This window comes from Streptococcus sp. DD10 (assembly GCF_001578805.1).
Classification (GTDB): domain Bacteria; phylum Bacillota; class Bacilli; order Lactobacillales; family Streptococcaceae; genus Streptococcus.
Map to the genome: position 1 here is coordinate 6,230 of NZ_KQ969158.1, position 21,324 is coordinate 27,553.

Annotated in this window: 20 protein-coding genes and 1 pseudogene; 19 read left to right on the forward strand and 2 right to left on the reverse strand. The window is 39.3% G+C overall.

Translation table 11 applies throughout. The annotated features are described in order from the left end of the window. The first annotated feature begins 3 nt into the window (after positions 1–3). The 6 genes from STRDD10_RS03065 (at position 4) to STRDD10_RS03090 (ending at position 4,860) form a co-directional block, all read left to right on the forward strand. Positions 4–639, forward strand: a complete 636-nt coding sequence (locus STRDD10_RS03065) for a DJ-1/PfpI family protein (RefSeq protein ID WP_067193039.1) — start codon at positions 4–6, stop codon at positions 637–639. A 1-nt stretch (position 640) separates the two neighbouring features. Then, a complete protein-coding gene (locus STRDD10_RS03070; RefSeq protein ID WP_067193041.1) occupies positions 641–1,165 on the forward strand; it encodes a DUF1697 domain-containing protein in 525 nt (174 codons plus the stop codon). A 654-nt stretch (positions 1,166–1,819) separates the two neighbouring features. After that, positions 1,820–2,518: a 2,3,4,5-tetrahydropyridine-2,6-dicarboxylate N-acetyltransferase gene (gene dapD / locus STRDD10_RS03075; protein WP_067193043.1), complete on the forward strand. Its 699-nt coding sequence runs from the start codon at positions 1,820–1,822 to the stop codon at positions 2,516–2,518. Positions 2,519–2,532: 14 nt separating this feature from the next. Next, positions 2,533–3,666, forward strand: coding sequence for an N-acetyldiaminopimelate deacetylase (locus STRDD10_RS03080; protein ID WP_067193045.1), 1,134 nt, complete (start codon positions 2,533–2,535; stop codon positions 3,664–3,666). Continuing rightward, positions 3,663–4,208 carry a 5-formyltetrahydrofolate cyclo-ligase gene (locus STRDD10_RS03085; protein ID WP_067193046.1) on the forward strand — a complete coding sequence of 182 codons (546 nt, stop codon included), beginning with the start codon at positions 3,663–3,665 and terminating at the stop codon, positions 4,206–4,208. Before STRDD10_RS03080 ends, STRDD10_RS03085 begins: the two co-directional genes overlap by 4 nt. Continuing rightward, positions 4,189–4,860: a rhomboid family intramembrane serine protease gene (locus tag STRDD10_RS03090; protein WP_067193047.1), complete on the forward strand. Its 672-nt coding sequence runs from the start codon at positions 4,189–4,191 to the stop codon at positions 4,858–4,860. Before STRDD10_RS03085 ends, STRDD10_RS03090 begins: the two co-directional genes overlap by 20 nt. Positions 4,861–5,102: 242 nt before the next feature. Here STRDD10_RS03090 and galU read toward each other — a convergent pair whose 3' ends face one another. Both galU and STRDD10_RS03100 read right to left on the reverse strand, forming a co-directional pair. Beyond that, the gene (gene galU, locus STRDD10_RS03095) at positions 5,103–6,020 is read right to left on the reverse strand and encodes a UTP--glucose-1-phosphate uridylyltransferase GalU (RefSeq protein ID WP_067193048.1); all 918 of its coding nucleotides are present in this window, start codon (positions 6,018–6,020) and stop codon (positions 5,103–5,105) included. A gap of 81 nt (positions 6,021–6,101) precedes the next feature. Further along, entirely contained in the window at positions 6,102–7,118 is a 1,017-nt protein-coding gene (locus tag STRDD10_RS03100) for an NAD(P)H-dependent glycerol-3-phosphate dehydrogenase (RefSeq protein WP_067193050.1), read from the reverse strand. A gap of 399 nt (positions 7,119–7,517) precedes the next feature. Here STRDD10_RS03100 and STRDD10_RS03105 point away from each other — a divergent pair, with 399 nt between their 5' ends. From STRDD10_RS03105 to STRDD10_RS03165, 13 genes and pseudogenes are all read left to right on the forward strand, one after another. Next, positions 7,518–9,224: an ABC transporter ATP-binding protein gene (locus STRDD10_RS03105; RefSeq protein ID WP_067193051.1), complete on the forward strand. Its 1,707-nt coding sequence runs from the start codon at positions 7,518–7,520 to the stop codon at positions 9,222–9,224. A gap of 6 nt (positions 9,225–9,230) precedes the next feature. Then, positions 9,231–10,997, forward strand: a complete 1,767-nt coding sequence (locus STRDD10_RS03110) for an ABC transporter ATP-binding protein (protein WP_067193053.1) — start codon at positions 9,231–9,233, stop codon at positions 10,995–10,997. 244 nt (positions 10,998–11,241) lie between these two features. Further along, positions 11,242–13,620 carry an SH3 domain-containing protein gene (locus STRDD10_RS03115; RefSeq protein ID WP_067193055.1) on the forward strand — a complete coding sequence of 793 codons (2,379 nt, stop codon included), beginning with the start codon at positions 11,242–11,244 and terminating at the stop codon, positions 13,618–13,620. A 162-nt stretch (positions 13,621–13,782) separates the two neighbouring features. After that, positions 13,783–14,472: a gamma-glutamyl-gamma-aminobutyrate hydrolase family protein gene (locus STRDD10_RS03120; RefSeq protein WP_067193057.1), complete on the forward strand. Its 690-nt coding sequence runs from the start codon at positions 13,783–13,785 to the stop codon at positions 14,470–14,472. A 192-nt stretch (positions 14,473–14,664) separates the two neighbouring features. Then, entirely contained in the window at positions 14,665–15,108 is a 444-nt protein-coding gene (locus tag STRDD10_RS03125; protein WP_067193059.1) for a dUTP diphosphatase, read from the forward strand. After that, complete coding sequence (locus STRDD10_RS03130) at positions 15,059–15,625, forward strand: histidine phosphatase family protein (protein WP_082782029.1); 567 nt, start codon at positions 15,059–15,061, stop codon at positions 15,623–15,625. The genes STRDD10_RS03125 and STRDD10_RS03130 overlap by 50 nt, the downstream gene beginning before the upstream one ends. After that, on the forward strand, positions 15,603–17,000 hold the full coding sequence (radA, locus tag STRDD10_RS03135; protein WP_082782030.1) for a DNA repair protein RadA: 1,398 nt from the start codon (positions 15,603–15,605) through the stop codon (positions 16,998–17,000). The genes STRDD10_RS03130 and radA overlap by 23 nt, the downstream gene beginning before the upstream one ends. Further along, positions 16,997–17,653: a 2-C-methyl-D-erythritol 4-phosphate cytidylyltransferase gene (gene ispD, locus STRDD10_RS03140; RefSeq protein ID WP_067193064.1), complete on the forward strand. Its 657-nt coding sequence runs from the start codon at positions 16,997–16,999 to the stop codon at positions 17,651–17,653. The genes radA and ispD overlap by 4 nt, the downstream gene beginning before the upstream one ends. Positions 17,654–17,784: 131 nt before the next feature. Continuing rightward, positions 17,785–18,069, forward strand: coding sequence for a hypothetical protein (locus STRDD10_RS03145; RefSeq protein ID WP_067193066.1), 285 nt, complete (start codon positions 17,785–17,787; stop codon positions 18,067–18,069). Between the two features lie 67 nt (positions 18,070–18,136). Next, a complete protein-coding gene (locus tag STRDD10_RS03150; RefSeq protein WP_067193067.1) occupies positions 18,137–18,631 on the forward strand; it encodes a beta-class carbonic anhydrase in 495 nt (164 codons plus the stop codon). 95 nt (positions 18,632–18,726) lie between these two features. Continuing rightward, a complete protein-coding gene (locus STRDD10_RS03155; protein ID WP_067193069.1) occupies positions 18,727–19,539 on the forward strand; it encodes a PrsW family glutamic-type intramembrane protease in 813 nt (270 codons plus the stop codon). Between the two features lie 118 nt (positions 19,540–19,657). After that, positions 19,658–21,118 carry a glutamate--tRNA ligase gene (gene gltX / locus STRDD10_RS03160; RefSeq protein ID WP_067193071.1) on the forward strand — a complete coding sequence of 487 codons (1,461 nt, stop codon included), beginning with the start codon at positions 19,658–19,660 and terminating at the stop codon, positions 21,116–21,118. Positions 21,119–21,158: 40 nt separating this feature from the next. Continuing rightward, a pseudogene (locus tag STRDD10_RS03165) lies at positions 21,159–21,324 on the forward strand (cytidine deaminase); the annotation flags it as partial.

Below are 21,324 nucleotides of genomic sequence, written 5' to 3' on the forward strand. Positions count from 1 at the left end.
ATTATGAAAAATATTTATATGTATGTTCAAGATACTATGGCCGATTTTGAACACGGCTATTTGATGCATGCACTAAGTTTACAGGCTATGTTAGGAGAACCTAAAGTAAAATTATTAACGGTTTCTAAAGGGAAAAAGCCTATAAAAACTGCTGGAGGAATGACAATTGTTCCAGATTTTAATCTATATGATATAGATACTGCAAATACAGATGCTCTATTGTTTATCGGAGGAGATAGTTGGTTGAATAATGAGCAAGATGATGTTTTAGAACTTGCCTCTAAACTATTACAAGAAAATATCTTAGTTGGAGCTATCTGTGGAGCTACTTTGGGATTAGCCGAAAAAGGAATTTTAGATAATCGATATCATACAAGTAATGCTTCATTCTTTTTAAGTCAGATGAGCCAACATTATCGAGGACATAGTTATTATAAAGATGAGATCGCAGTTCAAGACGGAAAGCTTATTACTGCGAGTTCAGCCGGCTCTTTATTATGGGCTAAGTTTATTGTCGAGGAGTTGGGCCTGTATTCAAAAACTACAGTTGAAGCATGGTTTAATTATTTTTCAACGGGAGAACCTCAATATTATGTCGAAATGATGAACTCTCTAGAAAAAGACGCATTGGAAAGTTAATATGAAAAAGATTATTTTCCTCCGTGGAGTAACACCAACTGGTACCAATAGAATTCCCAAAATGTCTTATTTAGTAGAAATCCTAACAGAAGTTGGTTTTTTAAACGTTCAAACATATATTCAGAGTGGGAATATTATTTTAGAATCAGAGTTATCTGACGAAGAAATCAGAAAGTTAGTTCATGATACAATTTTGGATAAAATTGGAGCTGATTTATCAATAATTATCAAAGAAATTAATCAATTAGAGATTGCTACTCAAGAAAACCCATTTGATAATACTTATGATAGTTCTCGTATTCATCTAGTTTTTACTAACGAAGAGATTCCCGAAAGTATTCTAACAGAACTTAGTAGAGAGAATTTTGGAGATGAAGAGTTCTATGGTGGTCACGAGTGTTGTTACCTATATTTACCACGTGATGCTCGAAAAAAACGTTTAAACACAAATTATCTTGAAAAGAAATTTGGAATTCGGATGACTATGAGGAAGTTGAGTGTGGTAGACCGACTTTCAAAGTTTTAATCAGACAGAATCAGATAAAATGATATTATAAAAAACCTAGAAACACTTGAATCCTGTCAATAATTTTGTGTAAACACTCACGCATAGTTTCAGAGTGTTAATCAAATAAGCTTTGAAGTGTGTTAAAACAGTAGCTAACCCTTTTTTGGATTCATTTAATTTGCTTGAAATTATAATCTTTAAACAAGATAACTACATAACGTTCCATATCCTCCTTGTTAGGGGAAAGAAGTTTCTTTTTGTTTGATTTCCTAGAATTAGTTCTATTTAGTTTCTTTATTTTTTGAATTCTAAAAGACATAAAGGGTTTAAACCAAACAAAAGGCGACTAAATATCTAGACGTAATCTAATTTTAATTGTCTTTATCTGGGGTATGAGTCCGTGTCTTTAACGGGGTTACCAAAAAGTTACTAAAATTTGAAAAATGAGTCTATTTTGCAAGATTCAAAAGTCCTAAAACCCTATTAAATCAAGGTTATAAGATTTAAAAAATGTATTCATAGAACTCAAAATCCAGTGTCCGCAAGGACGTGCCGGTTCGACCCCGGCCGCCGGTATAGTTTAGTCTCTATTTAAGAGGCTTTTTTTATTTTAAAAAATATGGTATAATCTTAGCCATATTTTTATATTTTAGAAGTAATGAGGTACAGGTTATGTTAGCTACAAAAATGAATGCAGAAGAAATTATACAGTTTATTGCAAAATCAAAGAAAAAAACGGATGTTAAAGTGACTTTTGATCCAAGTTTAGATTTAAAGATTCCAAGTAATATTTTAAAGCTTGGTAATGTGTTATTTGGAGATTGGGAGGAAATTGCTCCTATACTAGATTCTTTTGATGAGAATAAAGATTACATAGTTGAACAAGATGGGAGAAATTCGGCTGTTCCTCTTTTGGATAAACGTGGAATTAATGCTCGTATTGAGCCAGGCGCTATTATTCGTGATCAGGTTGAAATTGGTGATAATGCAGTTATCATGATGGGGGCTATTATTAATATCGGAGCTGAAATTGGTGAAGGTACGATGATTGATATGGGTGCAATTCTTGGTGGAAGGGCCATTGTTGGTAGAAATAGTCATGTAGGAGCAGGAGCAGTTCTGGCAGGAGTAATTGAACCAGCCTCGGCTGATCCCGTACGTGTTGGGGACAATGTCTTGATTGGAGCTAACGCTGTTGTTATTGAAGGGATTCAAGTTGGAAGTGGATCAGTTGTGGCAGCAGGTGCGATTGTAACTCAAAATGTGCCTGAAAATGTTGTAGTTGCAGGAGTTCCGGCTCGAGTTATTAAGAAGATTGATAAGCAAACGCAACAAAAAACTGCTCTTGAAGAAGCTCTTCGGACATTATAAGGGTAGAGTTATAGATGTTAGATTTAATTCAGATAAGGAGAGACTTGCATCAAATTCCTGAAATTGGTTTAGAGGAGTTTAAAACTCAATTATTTTTACTTGATAAAATAGATGAACTGACTCAAGGAAAAAATTTCGTTAAAATAAAAGTTTGGAAAACTGGTGTTTTAGTTTTTTTGGAGGGAGCTAATCCTAAAAAAATTATTGGATGGAGAACGGATATTGATGCTTTACCCATTGTAGAACAGACAGATTTACCTTTTTCGTCCCTACATAAAGGAAGAATGCATGCTTGTGGCCACGATTTCCATATGACAATTGCCTTAGGACTTTTAGAGAAAATGCTTGAAACTCAACCGCAAAACAGTTTGCTCTTTCTATTTCAACCTGCTGAAGAAAATGAGGCGGGAGGGATGCTGATGTATGAGGATGGTGCATTTGGTTCCTGGCTACCAGATGAATTTTATGCTTTGCATGTTCGTCCTGACTTAAAAGTAGGAGATATTGCAACCAATACTGGTACTTTGTTTGCGGGTACTTGTGAAGTCAAGATTACTTTTAAAGGAAAAGGTGGACATGCTGCTTTTCCGCATGAAGCGAATGACGCTTTAGTAGCAGCTAGCTATTTCATTACTCAGATTCAGACTGTGGTTAGTCGGAATGTAGATCCGATTGAAGGAGCAGTTGTTACTTTTGGAGCTATGCAAGCCGGAACGACCAATAATGTTATAGCTGATCAAGCATTTTTACATGGAACAATTCGAACTTTAACAATGAGTATGAATCACTTGACCCAAAGAAGAGTTCAATCGATTGCTGAAGGAGTTGCCCAATCATTTGGCTTAGAGGTTGAAATTGAATTGAAGCAAGCTGGATATCTTCCAGTTGAAAATCATCCCGAATTGGCTAGAGAATTAATGGATTACTTTTCAGAGGAGGACGAGGTAAACCTAATTAATATTCCTCCAGCTATGACGGGAGAAGATTTTGGTTATCTTTTATCGAAAGTTGATGGGGCTATGTTTTGGTTAGGGGTTGATAGCCCTTATGCTCTTCATCATCCTATGATGAATCCAGATGAATCTGCTCTTCCATTTGCAGTTAAACAGATAGGAAAATTTTTACATAGGAAAGTGAATCAAGTATGAATAACAAGGCAAGTTTGAGACAGGTCATGCTAAATAGGTTGAAAATGCAGGTTAAAGAAGAGAAATTAGTAGCTGATACAGAGTTATTGGATCGATTTTTGAAGACCGCTGCTTATCAGAAAGCAAAACGAATTGCTACTTACCTCTCCTTTCCACACGAGTTTACAACAGATTTATTGATAGAAACCGCGATAGGTGATGGAAAACAAGTTTATGTTCCTAAAACTTATTCAAAAGGGAAGATGGAATTTGTAGTATTGAACTGTAATTTATTAAGAAGAACTGCTTTTGGACTGCTAGAACCTGTTGAAGGGGTTGCTATAGAGAAAAATCAGCTTGATTTGATACATGTTCCTGGTTTACTCTTTACAACACAAGGGTATCGTTTGGGTTACGGTGCAGGTTACTATGATCGCTATCTGGCAGATTTTCAAGGAGATACAATTAGTACAGTTTATAATTGGCAGATTGGGGACTTTCCAGTGGATTCACATGATATTCCCGTTAAGGAGGTACTGATCAGTGAAAGAATTATTCGATAAACGTTATCCTGTCACGAGTAGCCTATTGATAGTATCTATTTTCATCTTTCTAATTATGTTTTTGATGAGAGGAACTGATTATGCTAGTGGTCAAACTCTATATGATTTTGGTGCTATGTATGGTCTCGCTATAAGAACGTTTCCAAATCAATTGTGGCGTTTAATTTCAGCGATCTTTGTTCATATTGGTTTTGAACACCTATTGATGAATATGGTAACTCTTTACTTTCTTGGACGTCAGGTAGAGGGGATTTTTGGTTCAAAGAAATTCCTTATTCTTTATCTTTTTTCGGGATTGATGGGAAATGTAGCTGTTTTTTTATGGACACCTAATGTTATCGCTGCAGGTGCCTCAACCTCTCTTTATGGTTTGTTCGCATCGATAATTGTTTTGCGTTATGCGGTAAATAATCCTTATATTCAACAATTAGGACAATCTTACTTGATTCTATTTGTGTTGAATGTTGGTTTTAGTCTGATGATGCCGGGTATTAGTTTAGCAGGACATTTGGGTGGAGCAATTGGTGGGGCTTTGCTTGCTGTACTCCTTCCAATTAGAGGAGAGAGATATGCTTATAGTTCCTGGCAACGGATCCTTGCGTTACTGGTCTATTTATTATTATTTATTGGAAGTATTTTTCTAGGATTCTAGTATTATCGGATTAATCAATCCCTTTCTCTTATACTCTTCGAAAATCAAATTCAAACCACGTCAGCTTCGCCTTACCGTACTCAAGTACAGCCTGCGGCTAGCTTCCTAGTTTGCTCTTTGATTTTCATTGAGTATTAAATGAGAGAGAGGTTTTATGTTGTTGAACAGAATTGCAAAATGAAAGAGCTAGGATAATGCCTAGCTCTTTGAGTATAATGACTGATTGATTCGATTTTGAAGAATTATTCAGCTTTTTTGGCTTTCTGCTTTCCCTCTAATTTTTTTCCAAGATCAATGATATACTGTTTTAAATCTTTGCTCACTTGAGGATGTTTCAGAGCATAATCGATGGAAGTCTTCATGAAACCAAACTTATCCCCAACGTCATAGCGTGCTCCAGTGAATTCACGAGCAAATACTCGTTGAGTCTTATTGAGTGTATCAATAGCATCGGTTAATTGAATTTCATTACCTGCACCAGGTTCTTGATTTTCAAGGATATCAAAAATTTCTGGAGTTAGGAGATAGCGACCGATGATTGCTAAATCGCTAGGTGCATCTTCTGGAGAAGGTTTTTCAACAAAGGTTTCAACGCTGTATAAACCATCGATTCCCTCACCATGTGGTGCAATAACACCGTAAGATGAAACTTCATCGTGTGGGACAGGCATGACTGCTATTGTTGAAGCATGTGTTTTTTCATAGTCATTCATGAGTTGACGAGTTAGAGGAATAGCTTTCTCATCAGTGATGTCCATCAAGTCATCTCCTAACATGACTACAAATGGCTCATTTCCAACGAATGCTTTAGCTTGAAGAACAGCATCTCCAAGTCCACGTGGGTGGCTTTGGCGGATGAAATGGAGACGAATACCTGTTGTTTCATCAACTAATTTGAGAAGGTCATGCTTACCTTTTTCTTTAAGGTTGTATTCTAATTCAAAGTTTGAGTCGAAATGATCTTCGATTGATCTTTTGGACTTTCCAGTTACTACGAGAATATCTTCAATTCCAGATTTAAGTGCTTCCTCAACGATAAATTGAATAGTTGGTTTATCAACTATTGGTAGCATCTCTTTTGCTAAGGCTTTCGTTGCTGGAAGGAAACGAGTTCCAAGTCCTGCAGCGGGGATAACGGCTTTTCTGACTTTTTCTGTCATCTTTTTCTCCTTCAAAAATCCCTAATAATGAGAGGGGGTATGGCTTTATTATATCATATTGTTGTAAAAATGGGTAGCTGTTTAAGACCATTCGTTTTCAGCTTTAAATTCATTACTCATCAAATCTTGAATGGCCTGCTTCAAGTGGGAGTCTTCATAGATGACACCATAAAGTGCTTGAGTAATCGGCATATAGACCCCTAGTTCGTTGGCAAGCTCATATGCAGCTTTAGTAGTTGAGAGTCCTTCTATAACCATTCCCATATTTGCTTCGATATCAGCTAATTTTTCTCCTCTTCCAAGTGCATCTCCCGCTCTCCAGTTTCGTGAGTGGATGGATGTCCCAGTGACGATGAGATCACCAACACCAGAAAGTCCGCTGTAAGTTAAAGGATTTGCTCCCATTTTGACACCAAGGCGAGTAATTTCAGCTAAACCTCTTGTAATGATGGCTGCTTTCGCATTATCCCCATAACCCAAGCCATGAAGGATACCAGCACCGACAGCGATAATATTTTTCAGGGCGCCAGCAGTTTCTACGCCGATAATATCAGTGTTTGTGTAGAGTCGAAAATAATGGTTGCTAAAGAGTTCTTGAACATATTTGGCAGTTTCTAAATTTTGTGATGCGGCTGTAATCAGAGTAATGTCACGTACGATCGTTTCTTCAGCATGACTGGGTCCTGAAACAACGACAATTTCACTACGTAATCTAGCAGGAATCTCTTCTTCCAAGATTGTAGAGAGACGTTTGTGACTATCTGGCTCAAGTCCTTTTGAAGCATGCATAATGGTTACTTTATGATCTAGGACTTGGGCAACTTGTTTTGCAACGAGTCGGGTGACCTTGGTTGGAACGACAAAAAGAATGGCATCAACACCTTCAAGAGCTTGGCTTAAATCGTCATAAGCAATAATTTTTTCATCCAGCACAGCATCTTTAAAATAACGCTTGTTGGTATGCTTCTCATTTATTTCCTTGATTTGTTCAGGGATATTCCCCCAGATGCGAACATCATGCCCATTATCGTTTAGTACTTGTGAAAGGGCAGTTCCCCATGAACCGGGTCCTAGCACAGCAATTTTTTGTTTTTGCATGTTTTTCTCCTTTGAGGTTCCTTTTTCTCTATTTTACCATATTTCAAAAAAGAAAGTGAGGATGGTCCTAGAGAACTTAAGGAAATGGTACAATTTCGCTTTGAGTTAGATAGACTGGTTGGAGTTTTATAGCCGATATGACTTTAGAATCAGGCGTTTTCAATTTTGAATTTAAGGAATTTACAATAGAATTACAATAGAATTTTTTATTGGGATAATTTTCTGAATATACGTAATCAGCTTGTTGGATTGACATTATTAGCTTAAATTGGTATACTATTAACTAATAAACACTTATAGATAAAAAACAAGACGAATAGATGAGGAGTTGAGGTTTTCACTTGGCTCCTTTATTTCGTCTAAAATATTAGTGATAAGTGAGTAGATGAAGGAGAGACTATGTTAATCAAGACCTTAGTACGTTACAAGTGGCAAGTTTTGGCTTCTATATTAATGACAGTATGTATGGTGGCTAGTGCACTTTTACAGCCGAGATTTTTACAGGATGTATTGAATGCCCTTTTGGCGGGAGATACAAAGGGTATCTATAGTATTGGAGTATGGTTGATTGGGATAGCAGCTGTTGGTTTGATTGCAGGGGGTGTTAATGTGACACTGGCTGCTTACATTGCTCAAGCAGTGTCGTCTGATTTAAGAGAGATTACGTTTCGAAAAATTCAAACTTTCTCTTATGCCAATATTGAAGAATTTAATGCTAGTAATCTAGTAGTTCGAATGACCAACGATGTGAATCAAGTGCAAAACTTGATTATGATGACCTTTCAGATTTTATTGAGAATGCCGATTCTTTTTATCGGTTCTTTTACGATGGCGGTGATAACTCTCCCTTCACTTTGGTGGGTTATTGTAGTTATGGTAGTTTTAATTTTGATTTTAGCAGCTGCAATGATGGGGATGATGGGACCACGTTTTGCTCTGTTTCAAAAATTGCTTGATCGTATTAACGCAATTGCTAAGGAAAATCTTCGTGGTGTGCGTGTTGTTAAATCTTTTGTGCAAGAGAAAAGTCAATTCGACAAGTTTAGTAGTGTTTCCGATGAACTTTTAGATCAAAATCTCTATATCGGGTATGCTTTTTCGGTTATTGAACCGATGATGATGTTTGTAGGTTACGGTACAGTATATGGAGTCATTTGGCTAGTGGCAGGTATGGCAGAAGCAAATCCTGGTGTAGTAGGTGCCCTGGCTTCATTTATTTCCTATCTTAACCAGATTATTTTTACGATTGTTATGATTGGATTTTTAGGGAATTCTGTTTCGCGTGCAATGATTTCGATGCGTCGTATCAATGAAGTTTTGAACACAGAGCCAGCTATGTCCTTTAAGAGTGGAGAAAAGGAAGAGTTAGTAGGGAGTATTCAGTTTAAGAATGTGACCTTTACTTATCCACAAGATGATGAGCCTATGCTTAGGGATATTAGCTTTGAGATAAAAGCAGGGCAAATGGTTGGGGTTGTTGGTGCAACGGGTGCTGGGAAATCTACTTTGGCTCAATTGATTCCACGTCTTTTTGATCCAGATAAAGGATTAATCCAGATTGGTGGTAAAGATTTACGTGATCTTAGTGAAGAAACGTTACGTCATACCGTATCCATTGTTTTGCAACGAGCCATTCTCTTTAGTGGAACGATTGCTGATAATATTCGACAAGGAAAATCCGATGCTAGCATTCCTGAGATGGAGCGGGCTGCTCGTATCGCACAAGCAAGTGAATTCATCAATCGAATGGAGGATAATTATGCTAGTTTGGTAGAAGAACGTGGAAATAATTTTTCCGGTGGTCAAAAACAACGAATGTCTATTGCACGAGGCATCGTTAGCAATCCAAAAATTCTCATTCTTGATGACTCTACTTCTGCCTTAGATGCCAAATCTGAAAAATTAGTACAAGAAGCATTAAACAAGGATTTGAAAGATACGACAACGATTATCATTGCTCAAAAGATAAGTTCCGTTGTTCATGCAGATAAGATTTTAGTGCTGGATCAGGGATGTTTGATTGGTGAAGGGAAGCATGCTGATTTGGTAGCCAACAATGCGGTTTACCGTGAAATTTATGAAACACAGAAAGGAAAGGAGGATTAAGTCGAGATGAAAACAGTAAAATTCTTTTGGAGTTATTTCAAAGTTTATAAGCTATCCTTTGTGATGGTTGTCTCGATGATTATTCTTGCGACAGTAGCTCAGGCTCTTTTTCCAGTTTTCACTGGTCAAGCAGTCACAGAACTTGCAAACCTGATTTCTGCTTCGCAAAATGGAAATGAAACGGAAGTCTGGACTCGCTTTAGTGGGTTAATGTTAAATCTTTTTTATGTGTTTTTAACTTTATCCATCTCAAGTATTTTATATATGGTGCTAATGAGTCGCGTGATTGCTCACTCCACCAATGAAATGCGTAAAGGATTGTTTGCTAAGTTATCCCGTTTGACCGTCTCTTTCTTTGATCGACATCAAGATGGAGATATCCTTTCTCGTTTTACGAGTGATCTAGATAATATTCTTCAAGCCCTGAATGAAAGCTTGATTCAAGTTATGCAAAACATCGCTCTTTTTATAGGGTTGATTCTTGTTATGTTTAGTCGTAATGTCACGCTGGCTATGATCACAGTTGCTAGTACGCCGGTTGCTTTTTTAGTGGCTATTGTGATTGTAAAGTTGGCACGGAAATATACGAATCTTCAACAGACTGAAGTAGGGAAGTTGAATGCCTATATGGATGAGGGAATCTCAGGTCAAAAATCTGTTATTGTTCAAGGTTTACAGGAAGAAATGATTGAGGGATTTGTCATTCAAAATGAAAGAGTGCGTTCAGCGACTTTTCGTGGTCGTCTGTTCTCAGGGCTTCTCTTTCCCATTATGAATGGAATGAGCTTGATCAATACCGCTATTGTTATCTTCGCAGGTTCAGCCCTATTACTCAATGATAGTAACCGTGATGCTGCAACAGCCTTAGGATTAATTGTCATGTTCTCGCAATTTTCTCAACAATACTATCAACCGATTATGCAAATAGCTGCAAGTTGGGGGAGTCTACAGTTAGCCTTTACAGGTGCTGACCGTATCCAGGAGATGTTTGATGCCGAAGAAGAGGTTCGACCTGAAAATGCACCAATTTTTATGGAGCTAACCCAAGGGGTTGAAATTCAAAATGTAGATTTCTCTTATGTACCAGGTAAGCCAATCTTAAAAAATGTCAGTATTTCTGCTCCAAAAGGACAAATGACAGCAGTTGTTGGTCCAACGGGATCTGGTAAAACAACGATTATGAATCTAATTAATCGCTTTTATGATGTCGATAGAGGAAGCATTACTTTAGATGGTCGAGATATTCGTGATTATGATCTAGATAGTTTACGTAGTAAAGTTGGGATTGTCTTACAGGATTCGGTTCTTTTTAGTGGTACTATTCGAGATAATATTGCTTTTGGTGTGCCAGGAGCTAGTCAAGAGATGGTTGAAGCAGCAGCTAAAGCAACTCATATTCATGATTATATTATGAGTTTACCAGAAGCATACGATACTGAAGTTGACGATGATCAAAGTATTTTCTCGACAGGACAGAAACAGTTGATTTCTATCGCACGTACTCTCTTGACGGATCCACAAGTTTTGATTTTAGATGAAGCAACCTCAAATGTAGATACTGTTACGGAGAGTAAAATCCAACATGCTATGGAAGCAATAGTAGCAGGTCGAACAAGCTTCGTTATCGCACATCGTCTCAAAACAATTCTCAATGCAGATCAAATTATTGTTCTCAAAGAAGGAGAAATAATTGAACGAGGAAGCCATCAGGAATTGCTAAAACTGGGTGGATTTTATGCTGAACTCTATCATAATCAGTTTGTTTTTGAATAAATAAGGTCTCACACGTAGTGTACAGACCCTAAAAGCTAGACTTTTCTGTCTAACTTAGGGGTGTAGTTCACAAGTGTGAGATTTTTTTGAAAAAGTTTTAATATTTTAAAAAAATCTACGAATAAATAGTTAAAGATAAAAATTTCATTTTTTTGTTACAATTACTTGACAAAATATTACAAAATGTTACAATAAAGATAGAAAAAGTTTAAACTATATTTATATAACAAATAGGAGAACAGTCATGAAACAAGGTCAAAAATTTATTCTATTTTCAAGTGTTGTTTTGGGGAGTGTGATTGCAAACCAAGTAACTGCTCAGGCAGATACAGTAAAATCACAGGCAACAGAAAGTCAGATTATTGAAAAATCCAATCAAGCAAGTGCTGAAGATTTGCAACTTGCAAAGACTCTCTTTGTAGATGAAGAAGCAGCGACAAAACCATCACGTACGACGACTCCAGCTATTAATACCCTAGTCATAGAAAAGGAAGTAGCTCCTTCTGCAGAACAAACTGCTTTGGCTGAAAAAGTCTTCTCAGATAGTGTTACCTCTACTCCAGCGAAGGAGGAGGCGGAAGCAACCAAATCAATTCAGCCAGTAGAGGATAAGAAGGAAGCTGTAGTACCGACGTCTGTTGCAGAGTCCAAAGAAAATGAGTCTATCAATAGCGAGAACCAGGTAAGCATCAGCTTAGAAGGCTCAGTGGCTAGTATCCAGTATGAAGCACCAAAAGAAGAAAAAGTAGGAATTCTTCATGCAATATGGTCAGAAGAAAACGGACGTGATGACATTGAATGGCTACCTGCAACAGGTTCTACAACTAAGGTTGACTTTGAAAAGCATGGTGGATATGGCTCTTATCACATTAATAGCTACAAAGAAGTAGCAGGAAACTTAATGCTATTTAATAAGGCTGTCCTTGATTATAAAGCACCAGTAGTAGAAAAAAATGAATCAGAAAAGCCGCAAGTAGAGGTTTCTGCTCAAGTTGATGGAGATAACTTAAAAGTTGGGTTGAAACGTAGCAAAGAGCTTGCTCAAGCCTTGATACAATACGCTGTTTGGTCAGAAGAAAATGGACGGGACGATATTCAATGGTATGTTGCTAAAGAGACAACTACAATAGATCTCAGTAAGCACAAGGGATATGGGATTTATCATCTAGCGACTTATGCTTGGTTGGATGGAGCACCAGTAGGTTTAGCAACTACAGATTTTACTTATGAAAAGAAAGAAACTCCAAAATCAGTCGAGAAAGAGAAGGAGTCTGGTCTCTCATCAACAGGTACTTATACCTTTACAGGCCGTGCCTCCATTAAAAATGAAGCAAGTCTAGCTAGTCCAGAAGTGGCATACTTTGATAAAGGAATGTCTGTTTACTATGATAAAGTTCTGGAAAACGAAGGCCATCAATGGTTGGGATATGTAAGTTACACAGGTAAGCGTCATTATGTGGACTTAGGCGCAATAGCGTCTACACCAGCTCCTATTGTTGAGAAAAAAGTAGAACGAAAAGTAGTTGTCACACCTCATATTGAAGGAAATACACTGACCATTGATCTAAAACGTAGTGCGGATTTGATAGGAAAAGACATTAAACATGCTGTTTGGTCTGCTAAAAATGATCAGGACGATATCGTTTGGTATCTAGCAGGTGAGTCTCAAACAAAGGTTGATTTGAGCAAACATAAAGATTTTGGAACTTATTTTGTACATACTTATCTTTTTGAAGATGGAAAAGCTATTGGGTTAAATGGAACGACCATTGATTATAAGGAAGATTTGAAACCGGTTAAAGAGGAAAAGAAAACCGCCCTTCCATCAACAGGTACTTATACCTTTACAGACCGTGCTTCCATTAAAAATGAAGCAAGACTAACTAGTCCAGAAGTGGCATACTTTGATAAAGGAATGTCTGTTTACTATGATAAAGTTCTGGAAAACGAAGGCCATCAATGGTTGGGATATGTAAGTTACACAGGTAAGCGTTATTATGTGGACCTAGGTGCAACGGCAACTACACCAGCTTCGACTGTTAAGGAAAAGAAGGAGGAAGTGAAAGTTTCTATTCCATCATCAGGTAGCTATACTTTTACTGAAAAACTAGGTATTAAATCAGAGCCTAAGGTGGACGCACAAGAGTTAGCTTTTTATGATAAGGGAATGACAGTTAACTATGATAAGACTCTAGTAGCTGATGGGAAAGAGTGGATTTCTTATTTGAGCTATTCCGGTAATCGTCGCTATATTGCGGTAGGAACCGCTGGTCAAGAAAAACCTGCTTCTTCTAGTCAATCAGCTACTCCAAAACTAGAAGTGAAGGATGAGCCAACGAATCTTGTTGCTGCACGTCTCGCTTTTGCACAACATGGTTTGACTTCTACTTTTGATGTAGAAGTGACAGAAGTGACAGGTAAAGGTAGCTTGCACTTTGCTGTTTGGAATGGTCAAAATGATCAAGACGATCTTAAGTGGTATGACATGAAACGGGTTGGGGATAAATTTATTGGTAGCTTTGATATCAATCAACATCGAGGCAACGGACCGCTTTATATCCATGCTTATTATCAAGAAGCACCAGGTGCTAAAATGCAATTTGTACGTGGTCTACAATTTTAATTATCCTATGATGATTTAAACTTTTTAAAAATTTTGTCTTGTTTCCTACTGTTAACTCTATGACTGAGGTCATAGAGTTTTTTTATCTCTTGGATAAAAAATATATATTGGACTCATCCGAAAGAGGGTGGTAAGATAGGAGTATCAAAAAAGGAGGTAGTCATGGCTAGAACGATTGTAGGAATTACAGCAAATCTTTGTCCGGTTGATCCAGCTGGGAAAAATCTTCATGCTTCTGTTTCTTGTAAGTTTGCAGAAGCGATTAAATTGGTTGGTGGTCTTCCTATGATAATTCCAGTTGGGGATATCTCCTTGGTTAAAGATTATGTTGATACCATTGACAAGTTAATCTTGACAGGTGGACAAAACGTCCATCCTCAGTTTTATGGAGAAAAAAAGCTGATTGATAGTGATGATTATAATATCGCGCGGGATGAGTTTGAGTTGGCTCTTTTGCGGGAGGCATTGCGTCAGAATAAACCAATTTTATCTGTTTGTCGTGGCACTCAACTTGTTAATGTAGCTTTTGGTGGAACCTTGCATCAACATATTGATCACCACTGGCAGGGGTTGCCTTTTGGAACCTCTCATAGTATTGAGACACGGAAGGGGAGTGTAGTGGAGCAGTTGTTTGGCCGTGCCAGCAGAATTAATTCTGTCCATCGTCAAAGTATTAAAGATTTAGCTCCTAATTTTCGAGTGACTGCTATTGACCCAAGAGATAATACAATTGAAGCGATAGAAGCTATTGATGGTCGTCGGATTATTGGTCTTCAGTGGCATCCAGAGTTTCTTATCAATGAAGAAAAGGGAAATTTGGAATTGTTTCAATATCTTATGCAAGACTTATAAATGGTTTAGATTCGTTTAAGAAAGGACAGTTATAATAGGACTATCAAATGAAACCTCCTAATATCATTTGATGAAAAACCTAAACTTTTTTTTTCATAATAATCTCCCATAAGGATCGCCAAATTTGGCGATCCTTTTTTTACGAATTAATAAATAGATGGTATAATAAAAAAAAATAGAAAAGAGAAAAATATGAAAATTCGTGGTTTTGAATTGGTGTCGAGTTTTACAGACGAAACTTTATTGCCCAAGCGGGAAACGGCTCATGCAGCTGGTTATGATCTAAAGGTTGCAGAACGTACGGTTCTTGCTCCGGGAGAGATTGTTCTTGTTCCAACAGGGGTTAAGGCCTACATGCAATCAGGAGAAGTATTGTATCTCTATGATCGCTCCTCCAACCCTCGTAAAAAGGGTTTGGTTTTGATCAATTCCGTCGGGGTCATTGATGGGGACTACTATGGAAATCCTGGAAATGAGGGACATATCTTTGCTCAGATGAAAAATATCACCGACCAAGAAGTGGTTCTTGAAGTGGGAGAACGGGTGGTCCAAGCTGTCTTTGCTCCTTTCTTAATTGCAGACGGAGATGAAGCAGACGGTGTGCGGACGGGTGGATTTGGATCGACAGGACACTAGGATGAAGATTATCTTTGTCCGTCATGGGGATCCAGATTATCGTGTGTTAGAGGAGCGTTCTTATACGGGATTTGGAATGGATCTAGCTCCCTTGTCTGAGAAGGGACGGCAGCAAGCCCAGAAACTGAGCAAAAATCCTTTACTATCTTCAGCTGAAATAATCATATCTTCTGCAGTTACAAGAGCTTTAGAAACGGCTTCTTATGTGGCCTGTGCTACGGGCCTACCTTTGAAAGTAGAACCCTTATTGCATGAATGGCAAGTCTATGAATCAGGCATTGAAAACTTCGAAAAAGCTAGAAGCCTGTTTTTAGAAAATAAGGGAGAATTGCCACCTAATAGTCCGATTCGGTATGAGACAGCAGCAGAGATGAAATCTCGGTTTAGGGCATCTATGGCTAAGTACCGAGACTATCAGACAGTCGTTGTTGTCACTCATCGGATGCTGATGAGTCAGTTTTTGCCCAATGAAACCATTGATTTTTGCCAAGTGATTGAGTGCGAACTCGATATTTAGAAAGAGGTGTATCATCGCAAAGAAAAAAGCGACATTTGTTTGTCAAAATTGTGACTACCATTCGCCCAAGTACCTAGGTCGCTGCCCTAACTGTGGGGCCTGGTCTTCTTTTGTGGAGGAGGTTGAGGTTGCAGAAGTCAAAAATGCCCGTGTATCCTTGACAGGTGAAAAAACCAAACCCATGAAATTAGCTGAGGTGACCTCCATCCATGTCGATCGGACCAAGACCGAAATGGAGGAATTCAACCGTGTGCTTGGAGGGGGAGTAGTTCCGGGCAGTCTTGTCCTTATCGGAGGGGATCCAGGAATTGGGAAGTCCACCTTGCTCTTACAGGTCTCTACCCAGCTGTCTCAAGTAGGAACCGTTCTCTATGTCTCTGGGGAAGAATCCGCCCAGCAGATTAAGCTTCGAGCAGAACGCTTGGGCGATATCGAGAGTGAGTTTTACCTCTATGCCGAGACCAATATGCAGAGTGTACGAGCAGAAGTTGAAAAGATCCAGCCAGACTTTCTCATCATCGACTCCATCCAGACCATTATGAGTCCAGAGATTTCTGGGGTGCAGGGGTCTGTTTCTCAGGTTCGGGAGGTGACGGCTGAGCTCATGCAGTTGGCCAAGACCAATAATATTGCTATCTTTATCGTCGGACATGTGACCAAGGAAGGGACGCTTGCTGGTCCGCGGATGCTGGAGCACATGGTGGATACCGTGCTTTACTTTGAGGGGGAGCGCCACCATACCTTCCGTATCTTGAGAGCGGTTAAAAACCGGTTTGGCTCGACCAATGAGATTGGCATCTTTGAAATGCAGTCAGGTGGTTTGGTGGAGGTTACCAATCCCAGTGAGGTCTTCCTAGAGGAGCGGTTGGACGGAGCAACTGGGTCCTCAATCGTTGTGACCATGGAAGGGACACGACCGATTTTGGCAGAGGTTCAGGCCTTGGTGACACCGACCATGTTTGGGAATGCCAAGCGTACGACGACAGGGTTGGACTTCAACCGAGCCAGTCTCATCATGGCTGTTTTGGAAAAACGGGCTGGACTGCTCTTGCAAAATCAGGATGCTTATCTCAAGTCTGCTGGTGGGGTTAAGCTCGATGAGCCTGCCATTGACTTGGCCGTAGCTGTCGCTATTGCCTCCAGCTACAAGGATAAGCCCACTAATCCGCAGGAATGTTTTGTAGGGGAGCTGGGCCTGACGGGAGAAGTTCGGCGGGTTAATCGGATCGAACAGCGTATCAATGAAGCCGCAAAGCTCGGCTTTACTAAGATCTACGTTCCGAAGAATTCGCTGACCGGTATCACGCCACCCTCGGGGATCCAGGTGGTCGGAGTGACCACTATCGGCGAGGTGCTGAAGAAGGTGTTCAGATGAAGTACGATACCTTAATCATGGTGGCCGGTCTAGGGCAGCGCATGCAAGCAGGTTGTAATAAGGTTTTTTTGAGTCTAGATAACAAGCCTGTCTTTGCTTATAGCTTAGAAATTTTTTTAGCAGATAATGATTGCCAGCAGATTATTCTTGTTGGGCGAGCGGATGAACGTATTCACTATGTTCCTTATCTATCTGATCGAGTGATTTTTGTTAATGGTGGTGCAGAACGACAGGACTCGGTGCGACTGGGATTGGAAGCTGTGACAGCTGATTTTGTCATGGTACATGATGGAGCTAGACCCTTTGTTACAGTCCAGCATTTGCAAGAGTTGAAAAAACAAGTCAATAGTATCTTAGCCGTACCTGTCAAGGATACGATAAAAAAAATCGAGAATAATCACGTGGTTGAAACAATCCCGAGAGAGTTACTCTATCAAGCACAGACCCCCCAGTTGTTTGAGAGGAATTTATTGGTAACGGTCCATAAGAGAGCAGTAGAAACAGGATTTTTAGGAACAGATGATGCTAGTTTGGTAGAAGCTTTTTCGAATCAGCAAGTGACGGTTATCACAGGTTCTTATACTAATATTAAATTAACGACACCAGAAGACATGCTTCTGGCGGAGAATATCGTGAAAGAACAAAATAAATAAAATTGAGAGTTGGAGTCAATCTTGTGGTTATATGGTTTTCTTTGCTTACTACTAGCCAAGATACTAGTGAGCGTGAAGAAAATAGGTCAGTACAAGAGTAGCTCTTTTCTTTTGTAAAGGAAAAATAAAAAATGAAGAAGAAACTCATTGCACAAGATCGGCAATTTGTCTTTGAAATGCTAGATGATTTTGTAGCAGATTTGGAAACAGTAGTGGTCTATAAGTTACCTGCGGAGATAGGAGGTCATGCAGCAAATCAGAAGGTGCGCTTTATACCGTTAGAAAGTCAAGTATTTAACTTACTTCTTAGTCAGACTTATTTACAGTACATGGAAAATTATTTTTTGGAGGAAATCACCGTAGATCGGTCTCAGGATTGGGAGGATAGTTTATTGAGTAAAGTATTGAGCATTTAGAAAGGGACATCTGTTTAAGAAAGTGGTAAAATATAAGAAAGTTTGAGCATCAAACAAGGAGAAATAGATGTCTTATTTTGAACATTTTATGAAGGCTAATCAGGCTTATGTCGACTTGCATGGGAGAGAACATCTGCCCCTTAAACCTAAAACAAGGGTAGCGATTGTGACCTGTATGGACTCTCGTCTCCATGTTGCTCAAGCTTTAGGTTTGGCTTTGGGAGATGCACACATCTTGCGTAATGCTGGTGGGCGTGTGACAGAAGATATGATACGGTCTTTGGTGATTTCCCAACAACAGATGGGGACACGAGAAATTGTGATTCTTCATCATACGGATTGTGGTGCCCAAACATTTAAAAATCAGGATTTTCAAAAACATCTAAACAAAACCTTAGCTGTAGATGTATCGTCTATGGATTTTCTTCCCTTTGTAGATGTAGAGGAAAGCGTGCGTGAAGATATGGAACTTTTAAAAAAATCTCCGCTAATTCCAGAGGATGTGGTGATATCAGGTGCAGTATATGATGTGGACACAGGACGGATGTTTGTGGTACAATAGATGAGTTGCTCTGTCTAAAGTAGTTATGTTTCAGCTTACTAGCGTCTGGCTTTTCGTTTTAGCCAGAGTAAATATTTCATAGAAAGTTTAAAAAAATGAAGAAAAACCTTGTTTTGTTTATCTATCTCTTGCTACTTTGTATAGGTCTTCAGTATGAGACTTATTCGTATACAAGTGGTTATTTATCTGGTACAGAGTACGGAATCGTTGGATTATCTATCTTTTTGGCCTTGTTTTATATCGTTCCAGCCTTGTTGGTATTATACTATTTGGCCAAGTCTTGGAACACCCCTAAACGAGCTGTGACACTAGCTCTTCTTGGGGGATTATTTCTTGCTGGTTGGACTGCGAGTTATCTGAATACGCTGATTCATGATTTGATTAGTAACCTTTTTCCTAATAGTGGGTTTTGGAATACATTTGAAAGTGCGATTGTAGCTCCTTTAGTGGAAGAGCCTCTTAAGCTTTTGCCGATAGGATTCACTCTCTATCTCCTTCCTACAAAAAATGTAAAATCACTTCTTCTCTTGGGAGTAGCTTCAGGGCTTGGTTTTCAGATTGTTGAAGATTTTTCTTATATTTTATCGGATTTACCAGATGGATTTTCGTTTACTGTATCAGGGATTCTCTCTCGAATGACAGACAGTATGGCTTCTCATTGGATTTATACCAGTTTGGTTGCTGTTGGTTTAGCTGTCTTTCTCAAAGCTGGAAAAGAATTTAAACGGAAAGGTCTCTTCTTTTTCTTATCGGCTTTTGTACTACATTTTATCCGCAATACCCCTTTTAGTGAACTAGAGACGGATATTCCGTTTACTGGACCGATTATTTCTGCGTTGACAATTTTTAGCTTTTATCTTTTGTATCGTTTTATTTTTGAACAGGAGAAGGAAATTACTCTTTCATAGTGTCTTAGGTGAGTCTAGAAGGACTTGCCTTTCTTTCTTATAAAATAGAGAAGAAAAGCCTACTATTTTAACGGGTCTATGTTATAATAGAAATGATTGAAAAAACAGGAGAAGGAACATGTCAGATAAAATTCGCGTCCGTTACGCACCAAGTCCAACAGGACTACTACACATCGGGAATGCCCGTACAGCCTTATTCAACTATCTTTACGCACGTCACCATGGTGGCACCTTCATTATCCGGATCGAGGATACTGACCGCAAGCGTCATGTCGAAGATGGAGAGCGTTCACAACTTGAAAACCTTCGCTGGTTAGGGATGGACTGGGATGAAAGTCCGGAAACACATGAGAACTACCGTCAATCCGAACGCTTGGAACTTTACCAAAAATATATCGACCAATTGCTAGCGGAAGGAAAAGCCTACAAATCATACGTCACAGAAGAAGAGTTGGCAGCTGAGCGGGAACGTCAAGAAGCCGCTGGTGAAACACCACGCTATATCAATGAATTCTTGGGCATGACCGAAGCTGAAAAAACAGCCTATATCGCTGAGCGTGAAGCGGCAGGGATTATCCCGACCATTCGTTTGGCTGTTAATGAATCTGGCATTTACAAGTGGCAGGATATCGTTAAAGGCGACATTGAGTTTGAAGGTGGCAACATCGGTGGGGACTGGGTGATTCAAAAGAAAGATGGTTACCCAACCTACAACTTCGCCGTGGTCATTGATGACCATGACATGCAAATCAGCCACGTTATCCGTGGCGATGACCACATTGCCAACACGCCGAAACAGCTCATGGTCTATGAAGCGCTTGGCTGGGAAGCCCCTCAGTTTGGCCACATGACCCTCATTATCAACTCTGAGACAGGGAAGAAATTGTCTAAACGCGATACCAACACCCTGCAATTTATCGAAGACTACCGTAAAAAAGGGTATTTACCAGAAGCGGTCTTTAACTTCATCGCCCTTTTGGGCTGGAACCCTGGTGGCGAAGAAGAAATTTTCTCTCGTGAGGAGCTGATCCAACTCTTTGATGAAAACCGCCTCAGCAAGTCTCCAGCAGCCTTTGACCAAAAGAAACTGGACTGGATGAGCAATGAGTACCTGAAACATGCGGATTTTGACACCGTCTTTGCTCTCTGCAAACCTTACTTGGAAGCAGCAGGACGTCTGACGGATAAGGCAGAAAAGTTGGTCGAACTCTACAAACCACAGCTCAAATCAGCCGATGAAATTGTGCCGTTGACAGACCTCTTCTTTGCTGACTTCCCAGAATTGACCCAAGCCGAGAAAGAAGTCATGGCAGGCGAAACCGTGCCAACTGTGCTAGAAGCCTTCAAAGCCAAACTTGAAGCCATGACGGATGAGGACTTTGTGACAGAAAATATCTTCCCACAAATCAAGGCTGTTCAAAAAGAAACGGGTATTAAAGGAAAAAACCTCTTTATGCCAATCCGGATTGCGGTTTCTGGAGAAATGCATGGCCCTGAGTTGCCAGATACCATTTTCTTGCTTGGCCGTGAAAAATCCATCCAGCATATCGACAATATGTTGAAAAAAATCAGTCAATAAGTAAAGTCAGCTTTTGCTGGCTTTTTTAGAAAGGAAAAGTATGGATATTTGGATGCAACTTTACGAGGCGGCAAAGCCTCTCTACCATCCGCATGAAGTGTCGGATTTTATCTATGCTAATCATGTGGTCGCAGCAGTAGAAGCAGAGGATGGGCAAATCTTCACTGGCTTTTGCATGGAGTCTACCTGCGGGGTCTTTCACCTCT

Excerpts from the sequence above, each read along its gene's own strand:
- STRDD10_RS03085 (WP_067193046.1), top strand. The coding sequence starts at position 3,663 with ATGAATAACAAGGCAAGTTTGAGACAGGTCATGCTAAATAGGTTGAAA.
- STRDD10_RS03080 (WP_067193045.1), top strand. The coding sequence starts at position 2,533 with ATGTTAGATTTAATTCAGATAAGGAGAGACTTGCATCAAATTCCTGAA.
- ispD (WP_067193064.1), top strand. The coding sequence starts at position 16,997 with ATGAAGTACGATACCTTAATCATGGTGGCCGGTCTAGGGCAGCGCATG.
- STRDD10_RS03120 (WP_067193057.1), top strand. The coding sequence starts at position 13,783 with ATGGCTAGAACGATTGTAGGAATTACAGCAAATCTTTGTCCGGTTGAT.
- STRDD10_RS03130 (WP_082782029.1), top strand. The coding sequence starts at position 15,059 with ATGAAGCAGACGGTGTGCGGACGGGTGGATTTGGATCGACAGGACACT.
- dapD (WP_067193043.1), top strand. The coding sequence starts at position 1,820 with ATGTTAGCTACAAAAATGAATGCAGAAGAAATTATACAGTTTATTGCA.
- STRDD10_RS03150 (WP_067193067.1), top strand. The coding sequence starts at position 18,137 with ATGTCTTATTTTGAACATTTTATGAAGGCTAATCAGGCTTATGTCGAC.
- STRDD10_RS03110 (WP_067193053.1), top strand. The coding sequence starts at position 9,231 with ATGAAAACAGTAAAATTCTTTTGGAGTTATTTCAAAGTTTATAAGCTA.
- STRDD10_RS03065 (WP_067193039.1), top strand. The coding sequence starts at position 4 with ATGAAAAATATTTATATGTATGTTCAAGATACTATGGCCGATTTTGAA.
- STRDD10_RS03100 (WP_067193050.1), bottom strand. The coding sequence starts at position 7,118 with ATGCAAAAACAAAAAATTGCTGTGCTAGGACCCGGTTCATGGGGAACT.
- galU (WP_067193048.1), bottom strand. The coding sequence starts at position 6,020 with ATGACAGAAAAAGTCAGAAAAGCCGTTATCCCCGCTGCAGGACTTGGA.
- STRDD10_RS03115 (WP_067193055.1), top strand. The coding sequence starts at position 11,242 with ATGAAACAAGGTCAAAAATTTATTCTATTTTCAAGTGTTGTTTTGGGG.
- STRDD10_RS03125 (WP_067193059.1), top strand. The coding sequence starts at position 14,665 with ATGAAAATTCGTGGTTTTGAATTGGTGTCGAGTTTTACAGACGAAACT.
- gltX (WP_067193071.1), top strand. The coding sequence starts at position 19,658 with ATGTCAGATAAAATTCGCGTCCGTTACGCACCAAGTCCAACAGGACTA.
- STRDD10_RS03105 (WP_067193051.1), top strand. The coding sequence starts at position 7,518 with ATGTTAATCAAGACCTTAGTACGTTACAAGTGGCAAGTTTTGGCTTCT.
- STRDD10_RS03070 (WP_067193041.1), top strand. The coding sequence starts at position 641 with ATGAAAAAGATTATTTTCCTCCGTGGAGTAACACCAACTGGTACCAAT.
- STRDD10_RS03155 (WP_067193069.1), top strand. The coding sequence starts at position 18,727 with ATGAAGAAAAACCTTGTTTTGTTTATCTATCTCTTGCTACTTTGTATA.
- STRDD10_RS03145 (WP_067193066.1), top strand. The coding sequence starts at position 17,785 with ATGAAGAAGAAACTCATTGCACAAGATCGGCAATTTGTCTTTGAAATG.